General features: G+C 69.7%; 19 protein-coding genes and 1 riboswitch. Of the genes, 7 read left to right on the forward strand and 12 right to left on the reverse strand.

What is annotated here, in order from left to right; translation table 11 throughout:
- Window positions 1–25 precede the first annotated feature (25 nt).
- The gene (locus tag B7K20_RS04065) at window positions 26–1,423 is read right to left on the reverse strand and encodes an NAD(P)H-quinone dehydrogenase (RefSeq protein WP_234985709.1); all 1,398 of its coding nucleotides are present in this window, start codon (window positions 1,421–1,423) and stop codon (window positions 26–28) included.
- Between the two features lie 124 nt (window positions 1,424–1,547).
- Here B7K20_RS04065 and B7K20_RS04070 point away from each other — a divergent pair, with 124 nt between their 5' ends.
- Together B7K20_RS04070 and B7K20_RS04075 are read left to right on the forward strand one after the other, a co-directional pair.
- The gene (locus B7K20_RS04070; protein ID WP_084100776.1) at window positions 1,548–2,348 is read left to right on the forward strand and encodes a purine-nucleoside phosphorylase; all 801 of its coding nucleotides are present in this window, start codon (window positions 1,548–1,550) and stop codon (window positions 2,346–2,348) included.
- The gene (locus tag B7K20_RS04075) at window positions 2,345–4,057 is read left to right on the forward strand and encodes a phospho-sugar mutase (RefSeq protein ID WP_084100779.1); all 1,713 of its coding nucleotides are present in this window, start codon (window positions 2,345–2,347) and stop codon (window positions 4,055–4,057) included. Before B7K20_RS04070 ends, B7K20_RS04075 begins: the two co-directional genes overlap by 4 nt.
- A 95-nt stretch (window positions 4,058–4,152) precedes the next feature.
- Here B7K20_RS04075 and deoC read toward each other — a convergent pair whose 3' ends face one another.
- A complete protein-coding gene (gene deoC, locus B7K20_RS04080; protein WP_084100782.1) occupies window positions 4,153–4,845 on the reverse strand; it encodes a deoxyribose-phosphate aldolase in 693 nt (230 codons plus the stop codon).
- Window positions 4,846–4,898: 53 nt separating this feature from the next.
- A riboswitch (guanidine-III (ykkC-III) riboswitch) is annotated at window positions 4,899–4,964 on the forward strand.
- A gap of 10 nt (window positions 4,965–4,974) precedes the next feature.
- Between deoC and B7K20_RS04085 the strand changes: the two genes are divergently transcribed.
- On the forward strand, window positions 4,975–5,289 hold the full coding sequence (locus tag B7K20_RS04085; RefSeq protein WP_084100784.1) for a multidrug efflux SMR transporter: 315 nt from the start codon (window positions 4,975–4,977) through the stop codon (window positions 5,287–5,289).
- 102 nt (window positions 5,290–5,391) lie between these two features.
- Here the strand turns inward: B7K20_RS04085 and B7K20_RS04090 are convergent, their stop codons facing one another.
- The 9 genes from B7K20_RS04090 to B7K20_RS04130 form a co-directional block, all read right to left on the reverse strand.
- Window positions 5,392–6,459: an adenosine deaminase gene (locus B7K20_RS04090; protein WP_084100787.1), complete on the reverse strand. Its 1,068-nt coding sequence runs from the start codon at window positions 6,457–6,459 to the stop codon at window positions 5,392–5,394.
- 28 nt (window positions 6,460–6,487) lie between these two features.
- Entirely contained in the window at window positions 6,488–7,495 is a 1,008-nt protein-coding gene (locus tag B7K20_RS04095; protein WP_084100790.1) for a hypothetical protein, read from the reverse strand.
- Window positions 7,495–8,805 carry a thymidine phosphorylase gene (locus B7K20_RS04100; protein ID WP_084100793.1) on the reverse strand — a complete coding sequence of 437 codons (1,311 nt, stop codon included), beginning with the start codon at window positions 8,803–8,805 and terminating at the stop codon, window positions 7,495–7,497. Before B7K20_RS04100 ends, B7K20_RS04095 begins: the two co-directional genes overlap by 1 nt.
- The gene (locus B7K20_RS04105) at window positions 8,802–9,203 is read right to left on the reverse strand and encodes a cytidine deaminase (protein WP_084100796.1); all 402 of its coding nucleotides are present in this window, start codon (window positions 9,201–9,203) and stop codon (window positions 8,802–8,804) included. Before B7K20_RS04105 ends, B7K20_RS04100 begins: the two co-directional genes overlap by 4 nt.
- Window positions 9,204–9,213: 10 nt before the next feature.
- Window positions 9,214–10,509 (reverse strand): ABC transporter permease, encoded by a 1,296-nt coding sequence (locus tag B7K20_RS04110; RefSeq protein WP_084100799.1) that lies wholly within the window; start codon window positions 10,507–10,509, stop codon window positions 9,214–9,216.
- On the reverse strand, window positions 10,506–11,723 hold the full coding sequence (locus tag B7K20_RS04115; protein WP_234985710.1) for an ABC transporter permease: 1,218 nt from the start codon (window positions 11,721–11,723) through the stop codon (window positions 10,506–10,508). Before B7K20_RS04115 ends, B7K20_RS04110 begins: the two co-directional genes overlap by 4 nt.
- Window positions 11,720–13,237 (reverse strand): ABC transporter ATP-binding protein, encoded by a 1,518-nt coding sequence (locus B7K20_RS04120; RefSeq protein WP_084100801.1) that lies wholly within the window; start codon window positions 13,235–13,237, stop codon window positions 11,720–11,722. Before B7K20_RS04120 ends, B7K20_RS04115 begins: the two co-directional genes overlap by 4 nt.
- 123 nt (window positions 13,238–13,360) lie before the next feature.
- Entirely contained in the window at window positions 13,361–14,455 is a 1,095-nt protein-coding gene (locus tag B7K20_RS04125) for a BMP family protein (RefSeq protein WP_084100804.1), read from the reverse strand.
- A gap of 155 nt (window positions 14,456–14,610) precedes the next feature.
- Complete coding sequence (locus tag B7K20_RS04130; RefSeq protein ID WP_084100806.1) at window positions 14,611–15,699, reverse strand: mannose-1-phosphate guanylyltransferase; 1,089 nt, start codon at window positions 15,697–15,699, stop codon at window positions 14,611–14,613.
- Window positions 15,700–15,790: 91 nt separating this feature from the next.
- Between B7K20_RS04130 and sdhC the strand changes: the two genes are divergently transcribed.
- From sdhC to B7K20_RS04150, 4 genes are read left to right on the forward strand one after another with little or no spacing between them, the layout of a single operon-like run.
- Window positions 15,791–16,126: a succinate dehydrogenase, cytochrome b556 subunit gene (gene sdhC, locus B7K20_RS04135; RefSeq protein ID WP_084101069.1), complete on the forward strand. Its 336-nt coding sequence runs from the start codon at window positions 15,791–15,793 to the stop codon at window positions 16,124–16,126.
- Window positions 16,126–16,575 (forward strand): succinate dehydrogenase, hydrophobic membrane anchor protein, encoded by a 450-nt coding sequence (sdhD, locus tag B7K20_RS04140; RefSeq protein WP_084101071.1) that lies wholly within the window; start codon window positions 16,126–16,128, stop codon window positions 16,573–16,575. Before sdhC ends, sdhD begins: the two co-directional genes overlap by 1 nt.
- Window positions 16,576–18,351, forward strand: a complete 1,776-nt coding sequence (gene sdhA, locus B7K20_RS04145) for a succinate dehydrogenase flavoprotein subunit (RefSeq protein ID WP_084100809.1) — start codon at window positions 16,576–16,578, stop codon at window positions 18,349–18,351.
- Window positions 18,352–18,365: 14 nt separating this feature from the next.
- Entirely contained in the window at window positions 18,366–19,133 is a 768-nt protein-coding gene (locus B7K20_RS04150) for a succinate dehydrogenase iron-sulfur subunit (protein ID WP_084100812.1), read from the forward strand.
- A 113-nt stretch (window positions 19,134–19,246) separates the two neighbouring features.
- Here the strand turns inward: B7K20_RS04150 and B7K20_RS04155 are convergent, their stop codons facing one another.
- Entirely contained in the window at window positions 19,247–20,059 is an 813-nt protein-coding gene (locus tag B7K20_RS04155; protein WP_084100815.1) for a DUF4190 domain-containing protein, read from the reverse strand.
- Between the last annotated feature and the right edge of the window lie 10 nt (window positions 20,060–20,069).

Genomic DNA, 20,069 nt, shown 5'->3' on the forward strand with positions numbered 1-20,069 from the left:
CCGCGCTACCAACGCCGCGCCTGAATCAGCGGCGCGAGGCGTCGCCCATGTGGTGCAGACGGCGCGCCACCTCGGACACGGTGCCCGACAGGGACGGATAGACCGTGAACGCGGACGCGATCTGGTCCACCGTGAGGTGGTGCGCGAGCGCAAGCGTGAGCGGGAAGATGTGCTCGCCGGCACGCGAGCCCACGATGACGGCGCCGAGCACCTGGCCCGTGACGGTGTGGCCGAAGATCTTCACGAAGCCCTGGTCGATGCCGAGCATCTTGGCGCGCGGATTGCGCGCGAGATCGAGCTTGGAGACCTCGTAGAAGATGCCGCGCTCCTTAAGCTCGGCCTCCGTGGCGCCCACCGAGGCGATCTCGGGTGCGGTGAAGACGTTGGACGCCACCTGACGCAGGTCGATCGGCGTGACCGCGTCGCCCAGCGCGTGCGCCATCGCGATGCGCCCCTGCGTCGCGGCGACGGACGCGAGCGGGAAGATGCCCGTGCAGTCTCCGGCCGCATAGACGCCGCGCGCCGAGGTACGCGAGACCTTGTCCACCTGGATGTAGCCGCGAGCGTCGAGCGCCACGCCGGCCTCCTCGAGGCCCACGCCGGTCGTGTTGGGCACTGAGCCGACCGCCATCAGACAGTGGCTGCCCTCGAGCACCGTCCCATCGGCGAGGGTGACGCGCACGCCATCCCCCGTGTTCTCCGCGGACTGGGCGCGCCCACCCACCACGTGCATCCCGCGCTGGTGGAAGATCTCGGTGATGAGGTCGGAGGCCTCGGGGTCCTGCGTCGAGAGCACCCGATCGCCCGAGGCGACCAGGGTCACCTCGCACCCCAGCAGGTTGTAGGCACCCGCGAACTCGGCGCCCGTCACGCCCGAGCCGACCACGATGAGGTGCTCGGGCAGCGCCTTCAGGTCGTACAGCTGCGTCCACGTGAGGATCCGCTCGCCGTCGGGCTGCGCGTCGGGCAGCACACGCGGGCGCGCGCCCAGGGCGAGCAGCACGGCATCGGCGTCGAACGCGTCGTCATCCGTCTCCACGCGGGTGGGGCTGACCAGCCGGCCCTCCCCCTCGACCACCTGGATGTCGTTCTTCGCCATGCGCGTCGCGATGTCGTAGGACTGCTTCAGCACCAGCTTGCGCACGCGCTCGTTGACGGCGGCGAGGTCGACCTTATGCTCGGACACCTCGGAGGTGTCGGAGCCGTCGCGGTCGCGGATCCCCAGCTGCGGGGCGCGGTCCGCGATGGTGCGCCACTCGGCGGTCGCGATCACGGTCTTGGACGGAACCACGTCGGTGAGCACGGCGTTGCCGCCCAGGCCCTGACGCTCGATGAGGGTGACATCCGCCCCCTGCTTCACGGCGACAAGAGCGGCCTCATACCCGCCCGGGCCGCCACCAACGATGACAATGCGTGGGGACATAGGACCATTGTCCCGCATGCTGAGACTGCCAGGCACAACCTCCTCACGGACGGCCGATGCCGTGGCGAGTTTCGTAAAGATACTGGCCGATGCATCGGCCGGGTAGGCCCATTAGGCTCGGCGTATGAGTGAAGCCACCACCCTCGCCTCCGAGGCCGCCCAGTCCATCGCCGCTGCTACCGGCGTCGAGCACCACGACATCGCCCTCATCCTGGGTTCGGGATGGGGCGGCGCCGCCGAGCTCATCGGCGAGGAGGTCGCCTCCGTCCCCGCCGCGGAGATTCCCGGCTTCTCCGGACACGTGGTGGCCGGCCACCACGCCACCCTGCGCTCGCTGCGCACCGAGGACGGCCGTCACGTGCTGGTCCTGGGCGCCCGCCAGCACTTCTACCAGGTGCGAGACGCCGGCAAGGTCGCTCACGCGGTGCGCACCGCGGCCGCCACCGGGTGCTCGACCCTGGTCGTCACCAACGGCTGCGGCTCCACCCGCCCCGAGGTGGGTCCCGGCTCCGTGGTCCTGATCGAGGATCACCTGAACCTCACCGGCGCCACGCCGCTCGAGGGGGCCACGTTCGTCGACATGACGCAGGCCTACTCGCCGCGCCTGCGCGACCTGGCTCTCTCGATCGACGCATCGCTGCCCGGCGGCGTGTATGCCCAGTTCACGGGGCCGCAGTATGAGACCCCCGCCGAGGTGCGCATGGCGAAGACGCTGGGCGCGGATCTCGTGGGCATGTCGACCACGCTCGAGGTCATCGCCGCGCGCGAGGCCGGCCTCGAGGTGCTGGGGCTGTCGCTCGTCACCAACCTGGGCGCGGGCATCGGCGGCGAGACGCTGAACCATCAGGAGGTGCTCGATGCGGGCGCCGCCGCGGGCCCGCGCATCTCGCGACTGCTGGCAGACATCGTGGAGGCCATGCGATGACCGGCACCGAGGGGCTGCTGACCGAGGCCCGCGCGTGGGCAGCCGACGATCCCGATGCCGCCACGCGTGAGGCGCTCGAGGCGCTGATCGCCGGCGCCGAGGCGGGCTACGAGGATGCGGTCGCGGAACTGGGCGACGCCTTCCGCGGCATGCTGCAGTTCGGCACCGCGGGTCTGCGCGGCAAGCTGGGAGCTGGGCCCAACCGCATGAACCGCGCGGTCGTGATCCGTGCCGCCGCAGGACTCGCGCGCTACCTCACGGACTCGCTGGTGGAACTCGGGATCGATGGCCCCGCACGCGTGGCCATCGGCTACGACGCCCGCCACGGCTCGCACGAGTTCGCCACCGACACCGCGGCGGTGATGACTGCCGCCGGCCACCACGCCATGGTGCTGCCCAGCGCCCTTCCCACCCCGGTGCTCGCGTACATCACGCGCGCGCTGGACGCGGATGCCGGCGTCATGGTCACCGCCTCCCACAACCCGCCCCAGGACAACGGCTACAAGGTCTACCTGGGCGGACGGGTGGTCGCGGACGAGGGTCAGGGCGCGCAAATCGTGCCCCCGCACGACGCGGGGATCGCGGCGCGCATCGCCGAGGTCGAGTCCGTCGCATCGGTGCCGCGCGCCGAGTCCGGCTGGGAGAGCCTCGACATGACCGTCCTTGCGCGCTACGTGTCCGAGGTCGCCGGGCTGGTGGGCATGCCCCCGGCGGACGGGTCACGCGACGACGTGCGGATCGTGCTCACGCCCCTGCATGGCGTGGGGGGCGGCACCGTCGAGGCAACCCTGTCGACCGCGGGCTTCACCGACCTGCACACCGTGCGCCAGCAGGCCGCCCCCGACCCCGACTTCCCCACCGTCGCCTTCCCCAACCCCGAGGAGCCCGGCGCGATCGACCTGTCGCTCGCGCTCGCCGAGGAGGTGGGCGCCGATGTGGTCATCGCGAACGACCCCGACGCCGACCGCTGCGCCGTCGCCACCGAGATCGACGGCCGCTGGCAGATGCTCCATGGCGACGTGGTGGGCGCCCTGCTGGGCGAGCGCATCGCCTCGCGTGGCGGCTTCCCCGAGGGCTCCGTGCTCGCCAACTCGATCGTGTCCTCGCAGATGCTGGGCCGTATCGCCGCCGCTCACGGCCTGGCGCACGCGCACACGCTCACGGGGTTTAAGTGGATCGCGCGCGAACCGGGGCTGGTGTTCGGCTACGAGGAGGCGCTGGGCTACTGCGTCGCACCCGACCTGGTGCGCGACAAGGACGGCATCTCGGCCGCCGTGATGATCGCCGACTACGTCGCGGAGCTGAAGGCCTCGGGCCGCACCCTCGCGGACGCAATCGACGACCTGTCGCGGGCATACGGCGTGCACCTGACCCGTCAGGTCTCGGCGCGGTTCACGGACATCGCCGAGATCCCGGCGCTGATGTCACAGCTGCTGGCCTCTCCCCCGGGGGCGCTCGCCGGCTCGGCCGTGACCTCGACCGACGACATGAACGAGGGCTTCCACGGCCTGCCGGCCACGAACGGCCTGCACCTGGCCACCGAGTCCGGCGCGCGCGTGATCATCCGCCCGTCCGGCACGGAGCCCAAGGTCAAGGCCTACCTCGAAGTCATCGAGCAGCCGTCCGGCGCGGTCGAGGACGCACGCCTCAGTGCCGAGGACGCGATGGACGCCCTCGAGGCGGACATCCGCTCGCTCCTGGGCGTCTAGCCCAGGCAAACCCCCGCCCGAGCGCCCCATGGGACACTCACCGTTGCTCTCAGCAGATCGGTGCGTCCTATGGGGCGTTCAGCGTTGAGCGAGGTTCAGTACCCGCCGTCACCCGCGTCGTCGGCCACCACGCCGTCGAGCCCGTCGAGCACGGCCTGCGTGCCCGACAGCCCCAGGCGCGAGGCGCCGGCCTCGATCATGGCGAGTGCGGCATCGGCCGTACGGACGCCTCCGGAGGCCTTCACGCCGAGCTTGTCGCCGACGGTCTTGCGCATGAGCGCGACCGCCTCGACGGACGCGCCACCCGCGGGGTGAAATCCGGTCGAGGTCTTCACGAAGTCGGCCTTGGCACGCACGGCGGCTTCGCAGGCGCCCACGATCGCCTCGTCGCTGAGCGCCGCGGACTCGATGATGACCTTGAGGATCTTGCCCTCCGGCACGGCGGCGCGCACGGCGGCGATGTCCGCCTCGACCTCCTTGAAGCGGCCCTCGATGGCGGCGGCCACGTCGATCACCATGTCGATCTCGTCGGCACCCTGCGCGATGGACAGCGCGGCCTCGGCGGCCTTCACCGACGAGTGGTGCTTGCCCGACGGGAAGCCGCACACCGTCGCGACCGCGACGGACTCGGGGACCTCGACCGGGAGCATCGACGGCGAGACGCAGATCGAGAACACGCCCAGGCGGGCGGCCTCGGCTGCGAGTGCCTCGACGTCGGAGGGCGTCGCCTCGGGCTTGAGGAGGGTGTGGTCGACGTACTGTGCCAGCTCGGCGCGCGTGAGAGTCATGTCACCAGCCTACGGGCGCGCCTTGCCGTCGCGCACCCGGTGTGAGAGCCTGACCGCGGCGCCGCCCCGGCACCACCGGACGAAGTGACGTACCCGGCCACGCGACAAGACGTCTCAGTGGAGAGACACATGTCGTGGATGATTTTGATTGTTTCGGGTGTCCTGGAGGCTGTCTGGGCGACGGCACTGGGACGCTCCGAGGGGTTCTCGCGGATCGGCCCCAGCCTCGTGTTCGGCGTTGCACTCATCGCCTCGATGGGCGGGCTCGCGTATGCGATGCGCACCCTGCCGACCGGCACGGCCTATGCCGTGTGGGTGGGCATCGGCGCGGCGCTCACCGTGGGCTACGCGATGGCGACGGGGGCGGAGGCGGCGTCGCTCACGAAGGTGCTGCTCATCCTCGGCATCGTGGGGTGCGTGGTGGGCCTCAAGGTGCTGCACTAACGCGAAAGGACGCTCACCGTCCCGCAGGAGACACAGATCTCCTGAAAGCGACGGTGAGCGTCCCATGCGGCACATCGCGCGGGCGCAGGGCGCTAGCGAGCGTTAGTCCTCGAAGCCGTAGGCCTCAAGGATGGTCTCGGCGAGGTCGCCGCGCTCCTCGTAGGGCAGGAAGGCGCCCCATGCGGCGGTGAGGGTGGCCTCGAGCAGGTCCTCCTTGGTCCAACCCGCCTCCACAAGCACCTCGAACTCCCCCGTCATCGACACGCCCGACACCAGGCGGTTGTCCGTGTTGATGGTCACGGCGAAGCCCAGATCACGCAGCGTGTGCATGGGGTGGTTCTCGATCGACGGAGCCGCGGCGGTCTGCACGTTGGACGTGGGGCAGCACTCGAGCGGGATCTGCTGGTCGAGCGCGTGACGGGCGATGAGCCCCAGCGTGGGCTCCTCGCCCTCGAAGTCCTCGATGTCCTCATGAATGCGCACACCGTGGCCGATGCGGCGGGCACCCTGGAACAGGGCCTCGCCCACCGAGTCGGCGCCGTCGGCCTCGCCCGCGTGAATCGTCACGGGGAAGTGGGCGGCGCGCAGCGCGGCGAACGCGGGCGCGTGATTGCCCGCGGAGAAGCCGAACTCCGGCCCGGCGATATCGAAGCCCACGCAGCACCGGTCGCGGTTGACGATGGCGAGCGCGGCGATCTCGGGCGAGCGGTCAAGGTGGCGCATGGCGTCGAGAATGGCGCCCACGCGGATGGCGTTGCCGGCCTCGGCGGCCTCGGCGATGCCCTCCTCGATGCCGGCCTGCACGGCCTCGACGACCTGCTGGAGGTCCAGGCCGCCCTCGAGGTGCTGCTCGGGGGCATAGCGCAGTTCGGCATAGATCACGCCGTCGGCGGCGAGGTCGACCACGGCCTCGCGGGCGATACGGCGAAGGTTCTCCTCCGTCTGCATGACGGCGGTGGTGTGGGCGAAGGCCTCGAGGTAGCGCACCAGGTCGCCCGAGTTAGCGTTCGCGGCGAAGATGCGGGCGAGCTCGCCCGGGTCGGTCGAGGGCAGCTCGTGGCCGATGGCGGCGGCGAGCTCGATGAGGGTCGACGGGCGCAGTCCGCCGTCGAGGTGGTCGTGCAGCAGGACCTTGGGCAGGGCGACGATCTCGTCGTGGGTGAGGGTCATGGCACCAGGCTAGCGGCGCCCGCCCACATCAGTGCTTCGCGGGCCGCGGCAGCACCATCCACGACAGCCGCGACCAGTGCCCCAGCGCGGGCTCCTTGCCACCGCCGTCAACGAACCGGTCAACGCCAAGCGGAAGCACCCGGCCCGACGACGGCTCGTAGACCTCGAGGCCGGTCTCCGTCCGCGCGGTCAGCAAGACGACGTGGCGGGGCATCACCTGGTCGAGCCCGCCGCCCGAGTCGCCGCCGGCGTACAGCGGCACCGGCATTCCGTCGCGCAGCGCGGCCGAGGCGTGAGCGAGCGCGGCCTCCATCACCCCAGGGTCCCTGTCGTCGAGGATCGCGCCGCGAAAGCGCAGTCCCGAATAGCGCGTGACGTCGTCCACGCGCCACGGCGGCGTCCCGAACGCCTTCGGCCACGGCGCCACACCCAGTCCACGCGAGGTGGTGGCGCCGTGCAGCACTCGTTGCAGCGCCTGCCACCGCTCCTCGATGGTGCGCGGCCCGTGCTCGAGCGCCGCGGCGGCCTCGGAGGGGAGGTGGTCGCCCAGCGATCGCCCGGTCGCGACCCACGCCGCCACAAACGGGTCGCCCTGCATGAGCATCATCGCCATCACCGCCGCGCCGCATGTGGTCTGGTCGACTTGCACCGCCCGTATCGACCCGAATCGCACGGGGCCGATGCCGCGGCCGGCCGGGCGGCGGATCGTTTCCTTGGCGGTGTCGGGCAGCCGGTGCCAGGCGGCCGCGAGCGCGGCCACGGCCGTGAGCGGCGCTCCCGACGCCGTCGCGCGTTCGATGACGGCGGAGTCGTCGCCCAGCTCGGAGTGCGCGGCCTCGAGCGCCTTGCGGTCGGCGGGCGCGGCGGCCTCGAGTCGGCGCGCATAGACGCGGGCCGTCACCGTGGCGCCGTCGGCACGCACGCCGTGCTCGGCCACCGCACGCACGTGGGCGACCTCAGCCGAGCCTCGCCACCCTGGCGTGGCCCCCACGAGCCTGCCCGCCCGAGCGGCGAGCGACGTGAGGGTCCACCCCATCAGTTGTCCGCGCCGATGCGGTCGAGCAGGATGCGGCGCTGAACGGGTGCGTCGCCGATCTCGATGGCGCCCGCACCGTCGCACGCCTCGGCGAGGGCCGCGAGCCCGCGAGGCATGCGGGATTCGGTCTCGGTGTGCAGCGTCGCGATGACGTCGCCCGCTTTCACCGTGTCACCCAGGGTCTTGTGCAGGGTGATGCCCGAGGACACCTCGACGGGGTCCTCCTTGCGTGCACGGCCCGCGCCCAGGCGCCAGGCGGCGATGCCCGCGCCGAGGGCGTCGAGCCGAGTGATGACGCCGTCGCGCTCCGCCCGCACCTCTTCGGTGTGCGGGGCGGTCGGCATGGTGGCGTCGGCGTCTCCGCCCTGGGCCGCGATCATGCGGCGCCACACGTCCATGGCGCGGCCGTCCTTCAGCGCCTCGGCCGGATCCACGTCGGTGACGCCCGCGCCGGCGAGCATCTCCCGGGCGAGGGCCACGGTGAGCTCGACCACGTCCGCCGGGCCGCCGCCGGCGAGCACCTCGACCGACTCGGTGACCTCGAGTCCATTACCGATGGTGAGACCCAAAGGCGTGGACATGTCGGTCAGCAGCGCCGTCGTCTTCACCCCTGCGTCGGTGCCCAGGTTCACCATCGTCTCGGCGAGCTCGCGTGCGTTGTCGATGTCCTTCATGAAGGCGCCGGAGCCCACCTTGACGTCGAGCACCAGCACGCCCGTGCCCTCGGCGATCTTCTTCGACATGATCGACGCGGCGATCATGGGGATCGACTCGACCGTGCCCGTGACGTCGCGCAGCGCGTAGAGCTTCTTGTCCGCGGGAGCGAGGCCGGAGCCGGCCGCGCAGATGACGGGGCCCACCTCGCGCAGCTGCGCGTGCATCTCCTCGTTGCTCAGCGCCGCGCGCCAGCCGGGGATCGACTCGAGCTTGTCGAGCGTGCCTCCCGTGTGGCCCAGGCCGCGGCCCGACAACTGCGGCACCGCTACGCCGTACACGGCCACGAGGGGCGCGAGCGGCAGGGTGATCTTGTCGCCCACGCCGCCTGTCGAGTGCTTGTCAGCGGTGGGCTTGCCCAGGCCCGAGAAGTCGAGCCGCTCCCCCGTCGCGATCATGGCGGCGGTCCAGCGGGCAATCTCGGCTCGCGACATGCCGCGCTGCAGGATCGCCATCGCGAGCGAGCTCATCTGCTCGTCGGCCACCACGCCGCGCGTGTAGGCGTCGACCACCCAGTCGATCTGGTCGTCGCTGAGGGTGCCGCCGTCGCGCTTGACGCGGATGACGTCGACTGCATCGTGGCGTTCGGTACTCACTGCGCCTTCTCCAGGTCCTCGGGCCCGAAGGCGCCGGGCAGAAATTCGTCCATGGTCATGATGCCGGCGGCCGTCTCGACCAACAGCGAGCGGCCACCGTGCTCGAAAAGCAGCTGACGGCATCGGCCGCACGGAGCGAGGATCTCGCCGTTGCCGTCCACGCACGTGAAGGCAACCAAGCGCGATCCGGCTCCGTCGGTGTGCAGCTTGGACACGAGCGCGCACTCGGCGCAGAGCGTGAGGCCGTAAGAGGCGTTCTCGACGTTGGCGCCGATCACCACCTCACCGGTGTCGGTGAGTGCGGCCACGCCCACGGGGAACTTCGAATACGGGACGTAGGCGCGGGTCGAGGCCTCGCGGGCCGCGGCGCGCAGGCCGTCCCAGTCAATGTCGGGCACGGGTGCCTCTCTACTTCTTGTACGGGATGCCCTCGGCGGCCGGCGGGCGCGAGTGGCCCACCAGGCCGGCGACGGCGAAGATGGTCGCGAGGTACGGGAACATCGCGAGGAACTGCGACGGGATGTCGGAGCCGATGATGCCCAGCTGCACGCGCAGGGCGTCGGCAAAGCCGAACAGCAGCGCCGCGGCGAGAGCACCGCGCGGGCTCCAGCGACCCAGGATCATCGCGGCCAGCGCGATATAGCCCTTGCCAGCCGTCATCTCCTTGCCGAAGGCGAGGCCGGAGGCCACGGTGAAGAACGCGCCACCGAGACCGGCGATCGCGCCGCCCAGGATGGTGTTGCGCACGCGGGTGCGATTGACCTTGATGCCCACCGTGTCCGCGGCCTTGGGGTGCTCTCCCACGGCGCGCACGCGCAGGCCCCAGCGGGACTTGAACAGCATGATCTGGAAGACGATCACGACGACGTACATCGTGTAGACGAGCAGATTCTGGTCGAACAACACCGGGCCGAGCACCGGGATCGATGACAGCAGCGGGATCGGCAGTGCCGCGAGGCCCAGCGAGCGGTTGAGGTCGGGGTTGTCCGACATCACGGTGGAGAAGAAGAAGCTCGTCAGGCCGATGACGAGCATATTGAGGACCACGCCCACGACGATCTGGTTCACCCAGTACTTGGTGGCGAAGATGGCGAGCACGGCGCCCACCAGCGCACCCGCGAGGGGCGCGGCGATGAGGCCCACGTACGCGTTGCCCACCATGGAGGCCATGAGCGCCGCGAAGAACGCGCCCGCGAGGAGCTGGCCCTCGATCGCGATGTTGACGATGCCCGAACGCTCGCACAGGGTTCCGGCGAGCGCGCCGAAGATCAGCGGCACCGCGAGGAAGAGCGACGACGTCAGCAGGCCTGTGACCTGGATGCTGGTGTTGTCGCGGCCGGCGCCGGCCCACGACAGCAGCGCGCCCATGACGGCCATGCCGTACACGATCGGCAGCCACAGGCCGGGCTTGCGGTACTGGTTGGCGAGGTAGGCCGAGTAGCCGGCCAGCGCGAGCGCGATGACTGACAGCACGATCGCGGCGAGCTTGGACGCGATGGTGAGGGTGGGCAGGTGGACGAAGTCGGAGCTCGTCGCGACCGAGAACGTGGTGTCCGCACCGGACGGGGTGCCGATTCCGAAGACCAGCAGCGAGATCAGGGCCACGGCGCCGAGGCCGATGGGTCCCTTCCAGCTCTTGGTCCTCAGGACATCGCCGGACGCGGCGGCGTCCGGGGTGGCGGTGTCAACCGTCGTGGCGCTCATGCCGCCACCTCCTTCTCGTGGGCGGGGGCAGGCAAGCGGAAGATCGACCTCACCAGGGGCGGCGCGGCGATGAACAGCACGATGGTCGCCTGGATGACGAACACGATGTCGACGGGCAGTCCGGCAAGCACCTGCAGCGACGGCCCGGAGGCCTTGAGGCCGCCGAAGAGGATCGCCGCCAAGACCGTGCCGAGCGGTCGCGAGCGGCCCAGCAGCGCGACCGTGATCGCGTCGAAGCCGATGGACCCGGCGATGTCGAGCGTGAGGTTCTTCTCAGTGCCGAGCACCTGCGCGGAGCCGGCGAGACCGGCGAGCGCACCGGCGATCACCATGACAAGGACCGTGCCCTTGGCGACCGACATGCCGGCCGTGCGTGCGGCACGGGGGTTGGCGCCCACCGCACGGAACTCGAAGCCGAGCGTCGAGCGCTCCATCAACCACCACACGCCAAAGGCGCAGGCGATCGCGAGCACGAAGCCCCAGTGCAGCGGGAACTGGCTGCCCAACAAGAGGGGGTACTGGGCGTTCTCGGCCACCGTGGGCGAGATGGGGTTGTTCTGTCCCTCGCGCTGGAAGGCCTCGAGCGACAAGAGGTAGCTCAGGAGGTTCAGCGCGACGTAGTTGAGCATGATCGTCACGATCACCTCGTGCGCGCCGGTGCGGGCCTTGAGGAATCCGGGGATGAAGCCCCAGATCGCGCCGCCGAGTGCGCAGCCGATGACCGCGACCAGCAGGTGGGTGAAGCCGGGGAGATCCCACGCGAAGCCCACCCAGCCGCCGAGGGTTGCGCCGATGATGATCTGGCCCTGGGCGCCGATGTTGAACAGGCCGGCACGGAAGCCGATGCCGAGCCCCAGACCCGCGAAGATCAGCGGCGTGGCCATGGTGAGGGTTTGCGTGAAGGGCTTGATGGCCGCCGCGAAGGTGTCCGCCCTGGTGTTGTAGATCGCGCCCTGGAACATCGCCGTGTACGCGCTCCAGATGGCCTCCCACATCGCCGACAGGGTGTCGCCCGGGCGCGAGAAGAAGTAGGCCGATGCCGTCCGCACGTCCTCGTCCGCGATGACGATCAGGATGGCGCCGATGATGAGCGAAGCCACCACCGCCATGATGACCACGAGGGTGGAGCTCTCGAGGATCTCGCGCAGGACCTGCTTGGCGCGGCTCGGGGACTGGGGCTGCTGGGGCGCCTCGGTTGCTGTCGTGGCGCTCACGCCGCCTCCTCCTCGTGGGCTCCGGCCATCATGAGGCCGAGGGTGTCGCGGTCGGTGTCCGGGGGCACGATGTCGACGATCTTGCCGTGATACATCACCGCGATGCGGTCGGCGAGGGCGTAGACCTCCTCCAGCTCCGAGCTCACGATGAGGACGGCGGCGCCGTTGTCGCGCTCCTCGATGATGCGCTTGTGCACGAACTCGATCGAACCGACGTCGAGGCCGCGGGTGGGCTGCGAGGCAATCAGCAATTTGAGGTCGCGGGCGAGCTCGCGGGCGAGGACCACCTTCTGCTGGTTTCCGCCCGACAGCGACCCGGCGAGGGCCTCGGACGAGGTGGTGCGCACGTCGAAGCGCTCGACCTGCTCCTTGGCGTTCTTCGCGGCGAAGGCCGTGTCGATGGCGCCCGCCTTGGAGTACGGCGCCTTGTCGTACAGGTCGAGGATGAGGTTGTTGGTGATGGTGAAGTCGGCGACCACGCCGTCCTCGGTGCGGTCCTCGGGAACGAAGCCGATGCCGGCGTCGAGTGCCTCGCGGATCGAGCTCCCGGTGAGCCTGCTCCCATCGAGGGTGACGGCGCCCTCGGCGGTCGGGACAATGCCGAGGATCGCCTCCGCGAGCTCGGTCTGGCCGTTGCCCTGGACTCCGGCGACCGCAAGGATCTCGCCCGCGCGCACCTCAAAGCTGACGCGATCGAGGTGCTTGAGCGACGTGGCGGGGTCGACGACCGAGAGTCCCTCGACGACGAGCATCGGCTCGCCCGGCTGGGCGGGTTCCTTGGAGACGGTCATCGACACGTCGCGGCCCACCATGAGCGAGGCGAGCTCCTCCTGCGAGGCCGTGGGCTCGGCGGTGCCCACCACCTTGCCGCGGCGAATGACGGTGATCTGGTCGGCGATGGCCTTGACCTCGCGCAGCTTGTGAGTGATGAGGACCACGGCGGTGCCGTTGTCGCGCAACTGGCCGATGATGTCGAGCAACTCGTCGGTCTCCTGCGGGGTGAGCACGGCGGTGGGCTCATCGAGGATGAGCACCTCGGCGTCGCGCGACAGCGCCTTGATGATCTCGACGCGCTGCTGGGCGCCCACGGACAGATCCTCGATCACGGCGTCGGGGTCGATGTGGAAACCAAAGCGGTCGGAGATCTCCTTGACCTTGGCGCGCGCGGCCCCGAGGTCGAGAAGCTTCGCGGGACCGGTCACTTCTTCGTGACCGAGCATGACGGATTCCGCCACCGTGAAGACCGGGACCAGCATGAAGTGCTGGTGGACCATGCCGATGCCCGCGGCCATGGCGTCGCCGGGCCCGGCGAAGACGGTGGGCTCGTCGTCGAGCAGGATCTCGCCGCCGTCGGCGTCGTAGAGCCCGAAGAGGACATTCATGAGGGTGGACTTGCCCGCGCCGTTCTCGCCGAGCAGGGCGTGCACCGTGCCGGGCTCCACCACCAAGTCAATGCTGTCGTTCGCCGTGAAGTCCCCGAACTTCTTGGTGATGCCCCGCAACTCGAGTTTCACGCCATCGTCCCTTCCAGCGCCGCGGATGCGCGGCTGTTCGTTCAAGTCAAGCACGAGGGGCGTGCCGCGTCCACGCGGCACGCCCCTCGCTGGTGGGGGGGGTTGCTCCCCTGGTACTGCTGGTTACTCGGCGGCGCCGGAGGCCTCGATGTCACCGGCGATGATGCCGGCCGAGATCTCGTCGAGTGCGGCGATGACGTCGTCGGAGACGGTGCCCTCGGCGAAGTCGGCCACGCCGACGCCCTCGTTCTCGAGCGTGCCCACGTAGGGGTCCGCCACGAAGCCGTCGTTGACGGTCGACTCGATGGTGTCGAAGACCGAGTTACCGATGTTCTTGAGCACCGACGTGAAGACGATGTCCGCGTACTCGGGAGCGGTCTGGGTCCAGTCGGAGTCCACACCGATCAGCCAGGCGTCGCCCGCCGACTGAATCGCCGAGGCGGCGCCGAGGCCCACGGGGCCGGCGACGGGCATGACGATGTCCGCGCCCTGGTCGAGGAAGCCATTGGTGATGTTGGTGCCCTGCGACTGGTCGTCGAAGTCACCGGAGAACGAGTCCATACCGAGCACCTGCACGTCGGCGTCGTTCTGCTCGTTGTAGTACTCGACACCGGCCTGGTAGCCGGTCATGAAGATGGTGACCGAGGGGATCTCGATACCACCGAAGGTGCCGACGGTGCCGGTCGTGGAGGCCGAGGCCGCCGCGTAGCCGGCGAGGAACGCGGCCTCGTCCGTCTCGAAGGTGATGGGCTTGATGTTCGGGGCGTCCGTGGTGCCGTCGAAGTCGTTGTCAGCGAGGTCGTCGATGATCGCGTAGGACACGTCGGGGTTGGCAAGCGCCGAGTCGACGGTGGCCTGGCTCAGCAGGAAGCCCACAGTGATGATGAGGTCGCAACCCGCGGCGACCTGCGCCTCGAGGTTGGGGCCGTAGTCGGAGTCCGAGGTGGACTCGGCCTCGGCCTTGGTGACGCCCAGCTCCGCAACGGCGCGCTCGAGGCCCTCGTACGCGGACTGGTTGAACGACTTGTCGTCGAAGCCGCCGGCGTCGGAGACCATGCAAGCCATGAAGTCGACGTCCTCAGCGGGGGCGGCGGTCTCGGAAGTCTCGGTTCCGGTCGTGGTCTCCTCGGTGGGTTCGTCCTCGGGAGCCGACGCACACGCGGCGAGCGCGAGGGCGGAGGCAGCGGCCACCGCACCAATACGAATCATGGTCTTCATGTGATTCCTCACTTGTCGTGCCTGTAGGGGTACGCCAGGCTCTTGCGTTGTGAGACATGCTACGCAGCGGCGTGTTTCCGCGGGCACCAGGTTTGTTGCGCGCAGGCTACGGTTCGGTATCAATCTGGCCTGGTAAGGGCGCTCCTGAACAAGTCTTAACCGGGGAATTGCACATCCTTGACGCGCTGTGCGGCCTCCCGGCCTAGCACCAGGAGGGCCTCGTCCGTGTCGACCACCACGGCATCGGCCAGACCCACGATGGCCAGCGGCTTCGAGCCGCCGACCACCACGGCGCCAGGGGCGCCGACGAGCGATACGGGACCCGAACGACTCACACGGATGGCGCCATCCGCATCGGCCGTCAGCAGCGACGCGAGCGAGTCGAAGTCGCCCACGTCGTGCCAGGGGAAGTCGCCGGGGACCATGGCGACGCCGCCCTCGGCGGCCACCGGCTCGGCGATCGCGTGGTCGATCGCGATCTTGGTCAGCGTGGGCCACACGCGGGCGAGCACCTCGTCGCGCTCGGCACCGTCCCAGGCCGCCGCGATCTCACGTACCCCCGCCTCGAGCGTGGGCTGCAGGCGCGCCAGGTGCGCGAGCAGCACCGATGTCGACACCACGAACATGCCGGCGTTCCACGAGTAGCCACCCGACGCGAGCATCGCGGCCGCGGTCTCCTCATCGGGTTTCTCGGTGAAGGCCTCGACGGCGAAGGCGCCGTCGACCCCTGCCAAGGATGCCCCGGCCTTGATGTATCCGAACGCGCTCGACGGGGCGTCCGGCGTGATGCCGATGGTCACGACCTTGCCGGTGCGTGCGGCCTCGACCGCCAGGCGCACTGCGGCGTGGAAGCCGGTCGCGTCGGGAATCACGTGGTCGGCGGCAAATGAACCCATGATCCGCTCGCCGTGGCGCTCCTCGATCACCGCGGCGGCCAGGGCGATCGCCGCCATGGAGTCGCGCGGGCTGGGCTCGGCGATGATGTCGCCCGCCGGGACGTCCGGCAACTGCCCGGCCACGGCATCGGCATGCCGGGCCCCGGTGACGATCACCGTCTCCTCGGCCAGCGGCGAGAGCCGCGCGACCGTGTCCTGGATCAGCGTCGCGCCGGTGTCGAGCAGGTCGATCAGGAACTTGGGCCGCGAGGGCTGCGACAGGGGCCACAGGCGCGACCCCACTCCCCCCGCCGGCACCACCGCGACAAAATCGTGTACGAAATCCTTGGGGGTGGCCTCAGCTGTCATGCGACCACATTAGGATGGGTCGCGGAATCCCGGAACCATCGAAGGAGTCTCCGTGTCGCCAGCGACGACGCTGTACAGGGGCCATGAGGGGATGTGGATGTGGGTCGTGCATCGCACGACGGGCATCGCCATCTTCTTTTTCTTGCTCGTTCACGTGCTCGATACCGCGCTCGTGCGCGTGTCGCCAGAGGCCTATAACGAGGTGATCGGGTCGTACAAGACCCCGCTCTACGCGATCATCGAGGCCGGGCTCGTCGCCGCGATCGCGCTGCATGCCTTCAACGGCCTGCGCGTCATCGCCGTGGACCGCTCCACCTGGGCCCTGCGTCACCAGCGCCAGCTGGTCTGGGCGGTGTGGATCGGCTTCGCGATCCTCATGCTCGGCTTCCTGCCGCGCCACCTGATGCACGCCTTCGGGGGTGCATGATGGCTCAGGCTCCCGACCTCACGGCGCCCAAGCGCCCCGTCAGCCACTCGACCCTGGGCCGTGCCCAGCGATGGTCCTGGATCTTCCAGCGCGTCTCCGGCGTGGTCCTCATCGTGCTGATCTTCACGCACCTGTTCATCAACCTGTGGTCGGGCGACGGCATCAACCAGATCGACTTCGCCTTTGTCGCGGGCAAGCTCGCGAGCCCGTTCTGGCAGTGGTTCGACTTCCTCATGCTGACGCTCGCGATGATCCACGGCGCCAACGGCATGCGCATGGTGATCGACGACTATGCCCGCAAGCCCGCGTGGCGCGCCACGCTGCAGTGGGCGCTGCGCATCGCAACCGTCGTGATCGTCGTGCTCGGCACGCTGGTGTTGTTCACCTTCGACCCGTGCCCCGCGGACGCCGACCCGTCCCTTCTTCCCAGCATCTGTGAGGACATCTAAATGGCCACCGAGCACGAATTCGACGTCGTCATCGTGGGCGCCGGCGGCGCCGGCATGCGCGCCGCGCTGGAGAGCTCGCAGCGCGCCAAGACGGCCGTCATCACCAAGCTGTACCCCACCCGCTCCCACACCGGTGCGGCGCAGGGCGGCATGGCGGCCGCGCTGTCCAACGTCGAGGACGACAATGCCGAGTGGCACACCTTCGACACGATCAAGGGCGGCGACTACCTGGTCGACCAGGACGCGGCGGAGATCCTGTGCAACGAGGCCATCGACGCGGTCCTCGACCTCGAGAAGATGGGCCTGCCGTTCAACCGCACGCCCGAGGGCAAGGTGGACCAGCGCCGCTTTGGCGGTCACACCCGCAACCACGGCGAGGCCGCCGTGCGTCGTGCCTGCTACGCGGCGGACCGCACCGGCCACATGATCCTGCAGACGCTCTACCAACAGTGCATCAAGCAGGAGGTGGAATTCTTCAACGAGTTCTACGCGCTCGACCTCATCCTGGACGGCGACCCGCAGGCCGCCGGCGAGGACGGTGAGGTGTCCGTCTCGGGCGTGGTCGCATACTCGCTGGCCAGCGGCGAGATCCACACGTTCCGCGCGAAGTCGGTGATCTTCGCGACGGGCGGCGCGGGCAAGGTCTTCAAGACCACCTCGAACGCCCACACGCTCACCGGCGACGGCATGGGCATCGCGCTACGCGCCGGCATCCCGCTCGAGGATATGGAGTTCTTCCAGTTCCACCCCACAGGCCTTGCGGGCCTGGGCATCCTGCTGTCCGAGGCCGCGCGCGGCGAGGGCGGCATCCTGCGCAACTCCGAGGGCGAGCGCTTCATGGAGCGCTACGCGCCCACCATTAAGGACCTTGCGCCACGCGACATGGTCGCCCGCGCGATGGCCAACGAGGTGCGCGAGGGACGCGGCTGCGGCCCCAACAAGGACTACGTCCTGCTGGACCTCACGCACCTCGAGCCCGCGCACATCGACGCGAAGCTGCCCGACATCACCGAGTTCGCCCGCACGTACCTGGGCGTCGAGCCGTACACCGAGCCCGTGCCGGTGTTCCCCACCGCTCACTACGCGATGGGTGGCATCCCCACCACGGTTCAGGGCGAGGTGCTGCGCGACAACACCCACGTCGTCAAGGGCCTGTACGCCGCCGGCGAGTGCGCGTGCGTGTCCGTCCACGGCGCCAACCGCCTGGGCACCAACTCGCTGCTCGACATCAACGTGTTCGGCCGCCGCGCCGGCATCGCCGCCGCGGAGTACGCCAACGCGACGGACGCCATCCCTACCCTTCCGGCCGATGCATCGGCCGGCTTGGAACAGACGGTCGCCTCACTCAGGGCGACCGTGCGCGGCGACGGCACCGAGCGTGTGGCGCAGCTGCGACGCGAACTTCAGGAGACCATGGACATGAACGTCCAGGTGTTCCGCACCGCCGAGTCGCTGGCCGAGGCGCACGCGGTCGTCAAGGACCTCCAGGAGCGCTACAAGAACATCGCGATCCACGACCGCGGCACGCGCTTCAACACGGACCTGCTGGAGGCCATCGAGCTGGGCTTCCTGCTCGAGCTGTCCGAGGTCGTCGTCGCCGGCGCCGAGGCTCGCAAGGAGTCCCGCGGCGGTCACTACCGCGAGGATTTCCCCACGCGCGACGACGAGAACTTCATGCAGCACACCATGGCCTACAAGCGCGCCGACGGCACCGTCGAGCTGGACTGGAAGCCCGTCGTGGTGACCCGGTACCAGCCGATGGAGCGTAAGTACTAAGGGAGGGCACGGATATGACCGCAACCGCTGAGGCACCCGCGAAGGCCGGCGCCGTCCCGTCGATGACGGTGACGCTGAAGATCCTGCGCTTCGATCCCGACGGCCTGGACGGCCGCGAGCCCGGCTCGGAGTACTGGGAGGAGTTCACGGTCGAGGCGCACGCCACCGACCGCGTGCTCGACGCCCTGCACAAGATCAAGTGGGACATCGACGGCACCCTCGCCTTCCGTCGCTCGTGCGCGCACGGCGTGTGCGGCTCGGATGCGATGCGCATCAATGCCCGCAACCGCCTGGCCTGCAAGACGCTCCTGAAGGATCTCAACCCCGCGCGTCCCATCACTGTCGAGCCCATCAAGGGCCTGCCGGTCGAGAAGGACCTCATCGTCGACATGGAGCCGTTCTTCGCGTCCTACCGCGAGATCATGCCGTTCCTCATGACGAGCGGGCCCACGCCCGAGCGCGAGCGCCTGCAGTCCCCCGAGGACCGCGCCAAGTTCGACGACACCACCAAGTGCATCCTGTGCGCCGCGTGCACCACCAGTTGCCCGGTGTTCTGGACCGATGGCCAGTACTTCGGGCCGCAGGCCATCGTGGGCGCGCACCGCTTCATCTTCGACTCGCGCGACGAGGGCGAGTGGGACCGCCTCGAGATCCTCAACGACAAGGCCGGCGTGTGGAAGTGCCGCACGGCCTTCAACTGCACCGAGGCCTGCCCTCGCGGCATCGAGGTCACGAAGGCCATCTCCGAGGTGAAGAGGGCGCTGACCACCGGCACCGTGTAGTCAGTCGCGGCAACGCACGAGCGGGTGGCATCTCGGCTTCGAGATGCCACCCGCTCGTGCGTGTGGGGCCGGTTGCGCCCGGCCGATGCCGTGGCCGGCTTAACGCCCCGGCTTCACCACTGCGAGTCGGGGTCGCAATAGAACTGCCCCGCGGGCATGCCGCGACCGCCGCAGTCCTGCGCGAACGACTCGTACTCCGAGCCCGCACCACTGCTCCAGTAGAGGTCGTCGCACGCGACGTTGTCGCCCGCGGCGCACTGGTCGTACAGCGCGTCCAGCTCCGGGTCGTCCCCGTAGTTCTGGGCTCCGTAGGTGTCCCACGAATCCTCGAGCTGTTCCGTGAAACTCTCGCCGTCCGAGGTTTCCAATCCGCTGACGAACGCGGCGCCCATGATCATCGCGGTCGCGGCGGCGCTCCAGGCGATCGTGGCGATGACGCCCAGGATCAGACCCGTGACCGCCATCCACGTCCCGCGGCGCACACCCTCGGCCGTGCGGCGCAGGCCGACGGCGCCGAGCGCGATCGACACGACCGCGAAGCCCAACAAGCCCGTGACGAAGGCGGCGATCGAGATGCCGTCGTACTGAGGCTTGGGTGACGTGGTCTGGCTATACGAGTACGTGGGTGTTCCCGCGCCGTACGCGAGCGGCGCGCCGGTAGGCGCGGCCGTCGACGGCTGGCCATACGTCGACGCGGCACCGGGAGCCCGCGAGGAAGCCGCTGTCGGGGCCGGGGCGGCGGCGTAGGCGGGAGCGGCAGGAGTCGCCGCGGCGGAACCCTCGGGCGCCCACGAGGGCGTCGCCTGCGGCTCGAACGACTGCGGCTCGAACGACGCGGGCGTGGTGGGCATCGGCTCCGTGACGGGGACGTCGGAATCCTTGCGCGCGCCTGAGGACGGCTGGCGGAACGGGTCGTACTCGGTCACGGGCTCTCCT

This window comes from Demequina sp. NBRC 110051, assembly GCF_002090055.1.
Classification (GTDB): Bacteria; Actinomycetota; Actinomycetes; order Actinomycetales; family Demequinaceae; genus Demequina.

Excerpts from the sequence above, each read along its gene's own strand:
- B7K20_RS04075 (WP_084100779.1), top strand. The coding sequence starts at position 2,345 with ATGACCGGCACCGAGGGGCTGCTGACCGAGGCCCGCGCGTGGGCAGCC.
- B7K20_RS04125 (WP_084100804.1), bottom strand. The coding sequence starts at position 14,455 with ATGAAGACCATGATTCGTATTGGTGCGGTGGCCGCTGCCTCCGCCCTC.
- B7K20_RS04130 (WP_084100806.1), bottom strand. The coding sequence starts at position 15,699 with ATGACAGCTGAGGCCACCCCCAAGGATTTCGTACACGATTTTGTCGCG.
- B7K20_RS04070 (WP_084100776.1), top strand. The coding sequence starts at position 1,548 with ATGAGTGAAGCCACCACCCTCGCCTCCGAGGCCGCCCAGTCCATCGCC.
- sdhA (WP_084100809.1), top strand. The coding sequence starts at position 16,576 with ATGGCCACCGAGCACGAATTCGACGTCGTCATCGTGGGCGCCGGCGGC.
- B7K20_RS04095 (WP_084100790.1), bottom strand. The coding sequence starts at position 7,495 with ATGGGGTGGACCCTCACGTCGCTCGCCGCTCGGGCGGGCAGGCTCGTG.
- B7K20_RS04150 (WP_084100812.1), top strand. The coding sequence starts at position 18,366 with ATGACCGCAACCGCTGAGGCACCCGCGAAGGCCGGCGCCGTCCCGTCG.
- B7K20_RS04085 (WP_084100784.1), top strand. The coding sequence starts at position 4,975 with ATGTCGTGGATGATTTTGATTGTTTCGGGTGTCCTGGAGGCTGTCTGG.
- sdhD (WP_084101071.1), top strand. The coding sequence starts at position 16,126 with ATGGCTCAGGCTCCCGACCTCACGGCGCCCAAGCGCCCCGTCAGCCAC.
- B7K20_RS04065 (WP_234985709.1), bottom strand. The coding sequence starts at position 1,423 with ATGTCCCCACGCATTGTCATCGTTGGTGGCGGCCCGGGCGGGTATGAG.
- sdhC (WP_084101069.1), top strand. The coding sequence starts at position 15,791 with ATGTGGATGTGGGTCGTGCATCGCACGACGGGCATCGCCATCTTCTTT.
- B7K20_RS04110 (WP_084100799.1), bottom strand. The coding sequence starts at position 10,509 with ATGAGCGCCACGACGGTTGACACCGCCACCCCGGACGCCGCCGCGTCC.
- B7K20_RS04090 (WP_084100787.1), bottom strand. The coding sequence starts at position 6,459 with ATGACCCTCACCCACGACGAGATCGTCGCCCTGCCCAAGGTCCTGCTG.
- deoC (WP_084100782.1), bottom strand. The coding sequence starts at position 4,845 with ATGACTCTCACGCGCGCCGAGCTGGCACAGTACGTCGACCACACCCTC.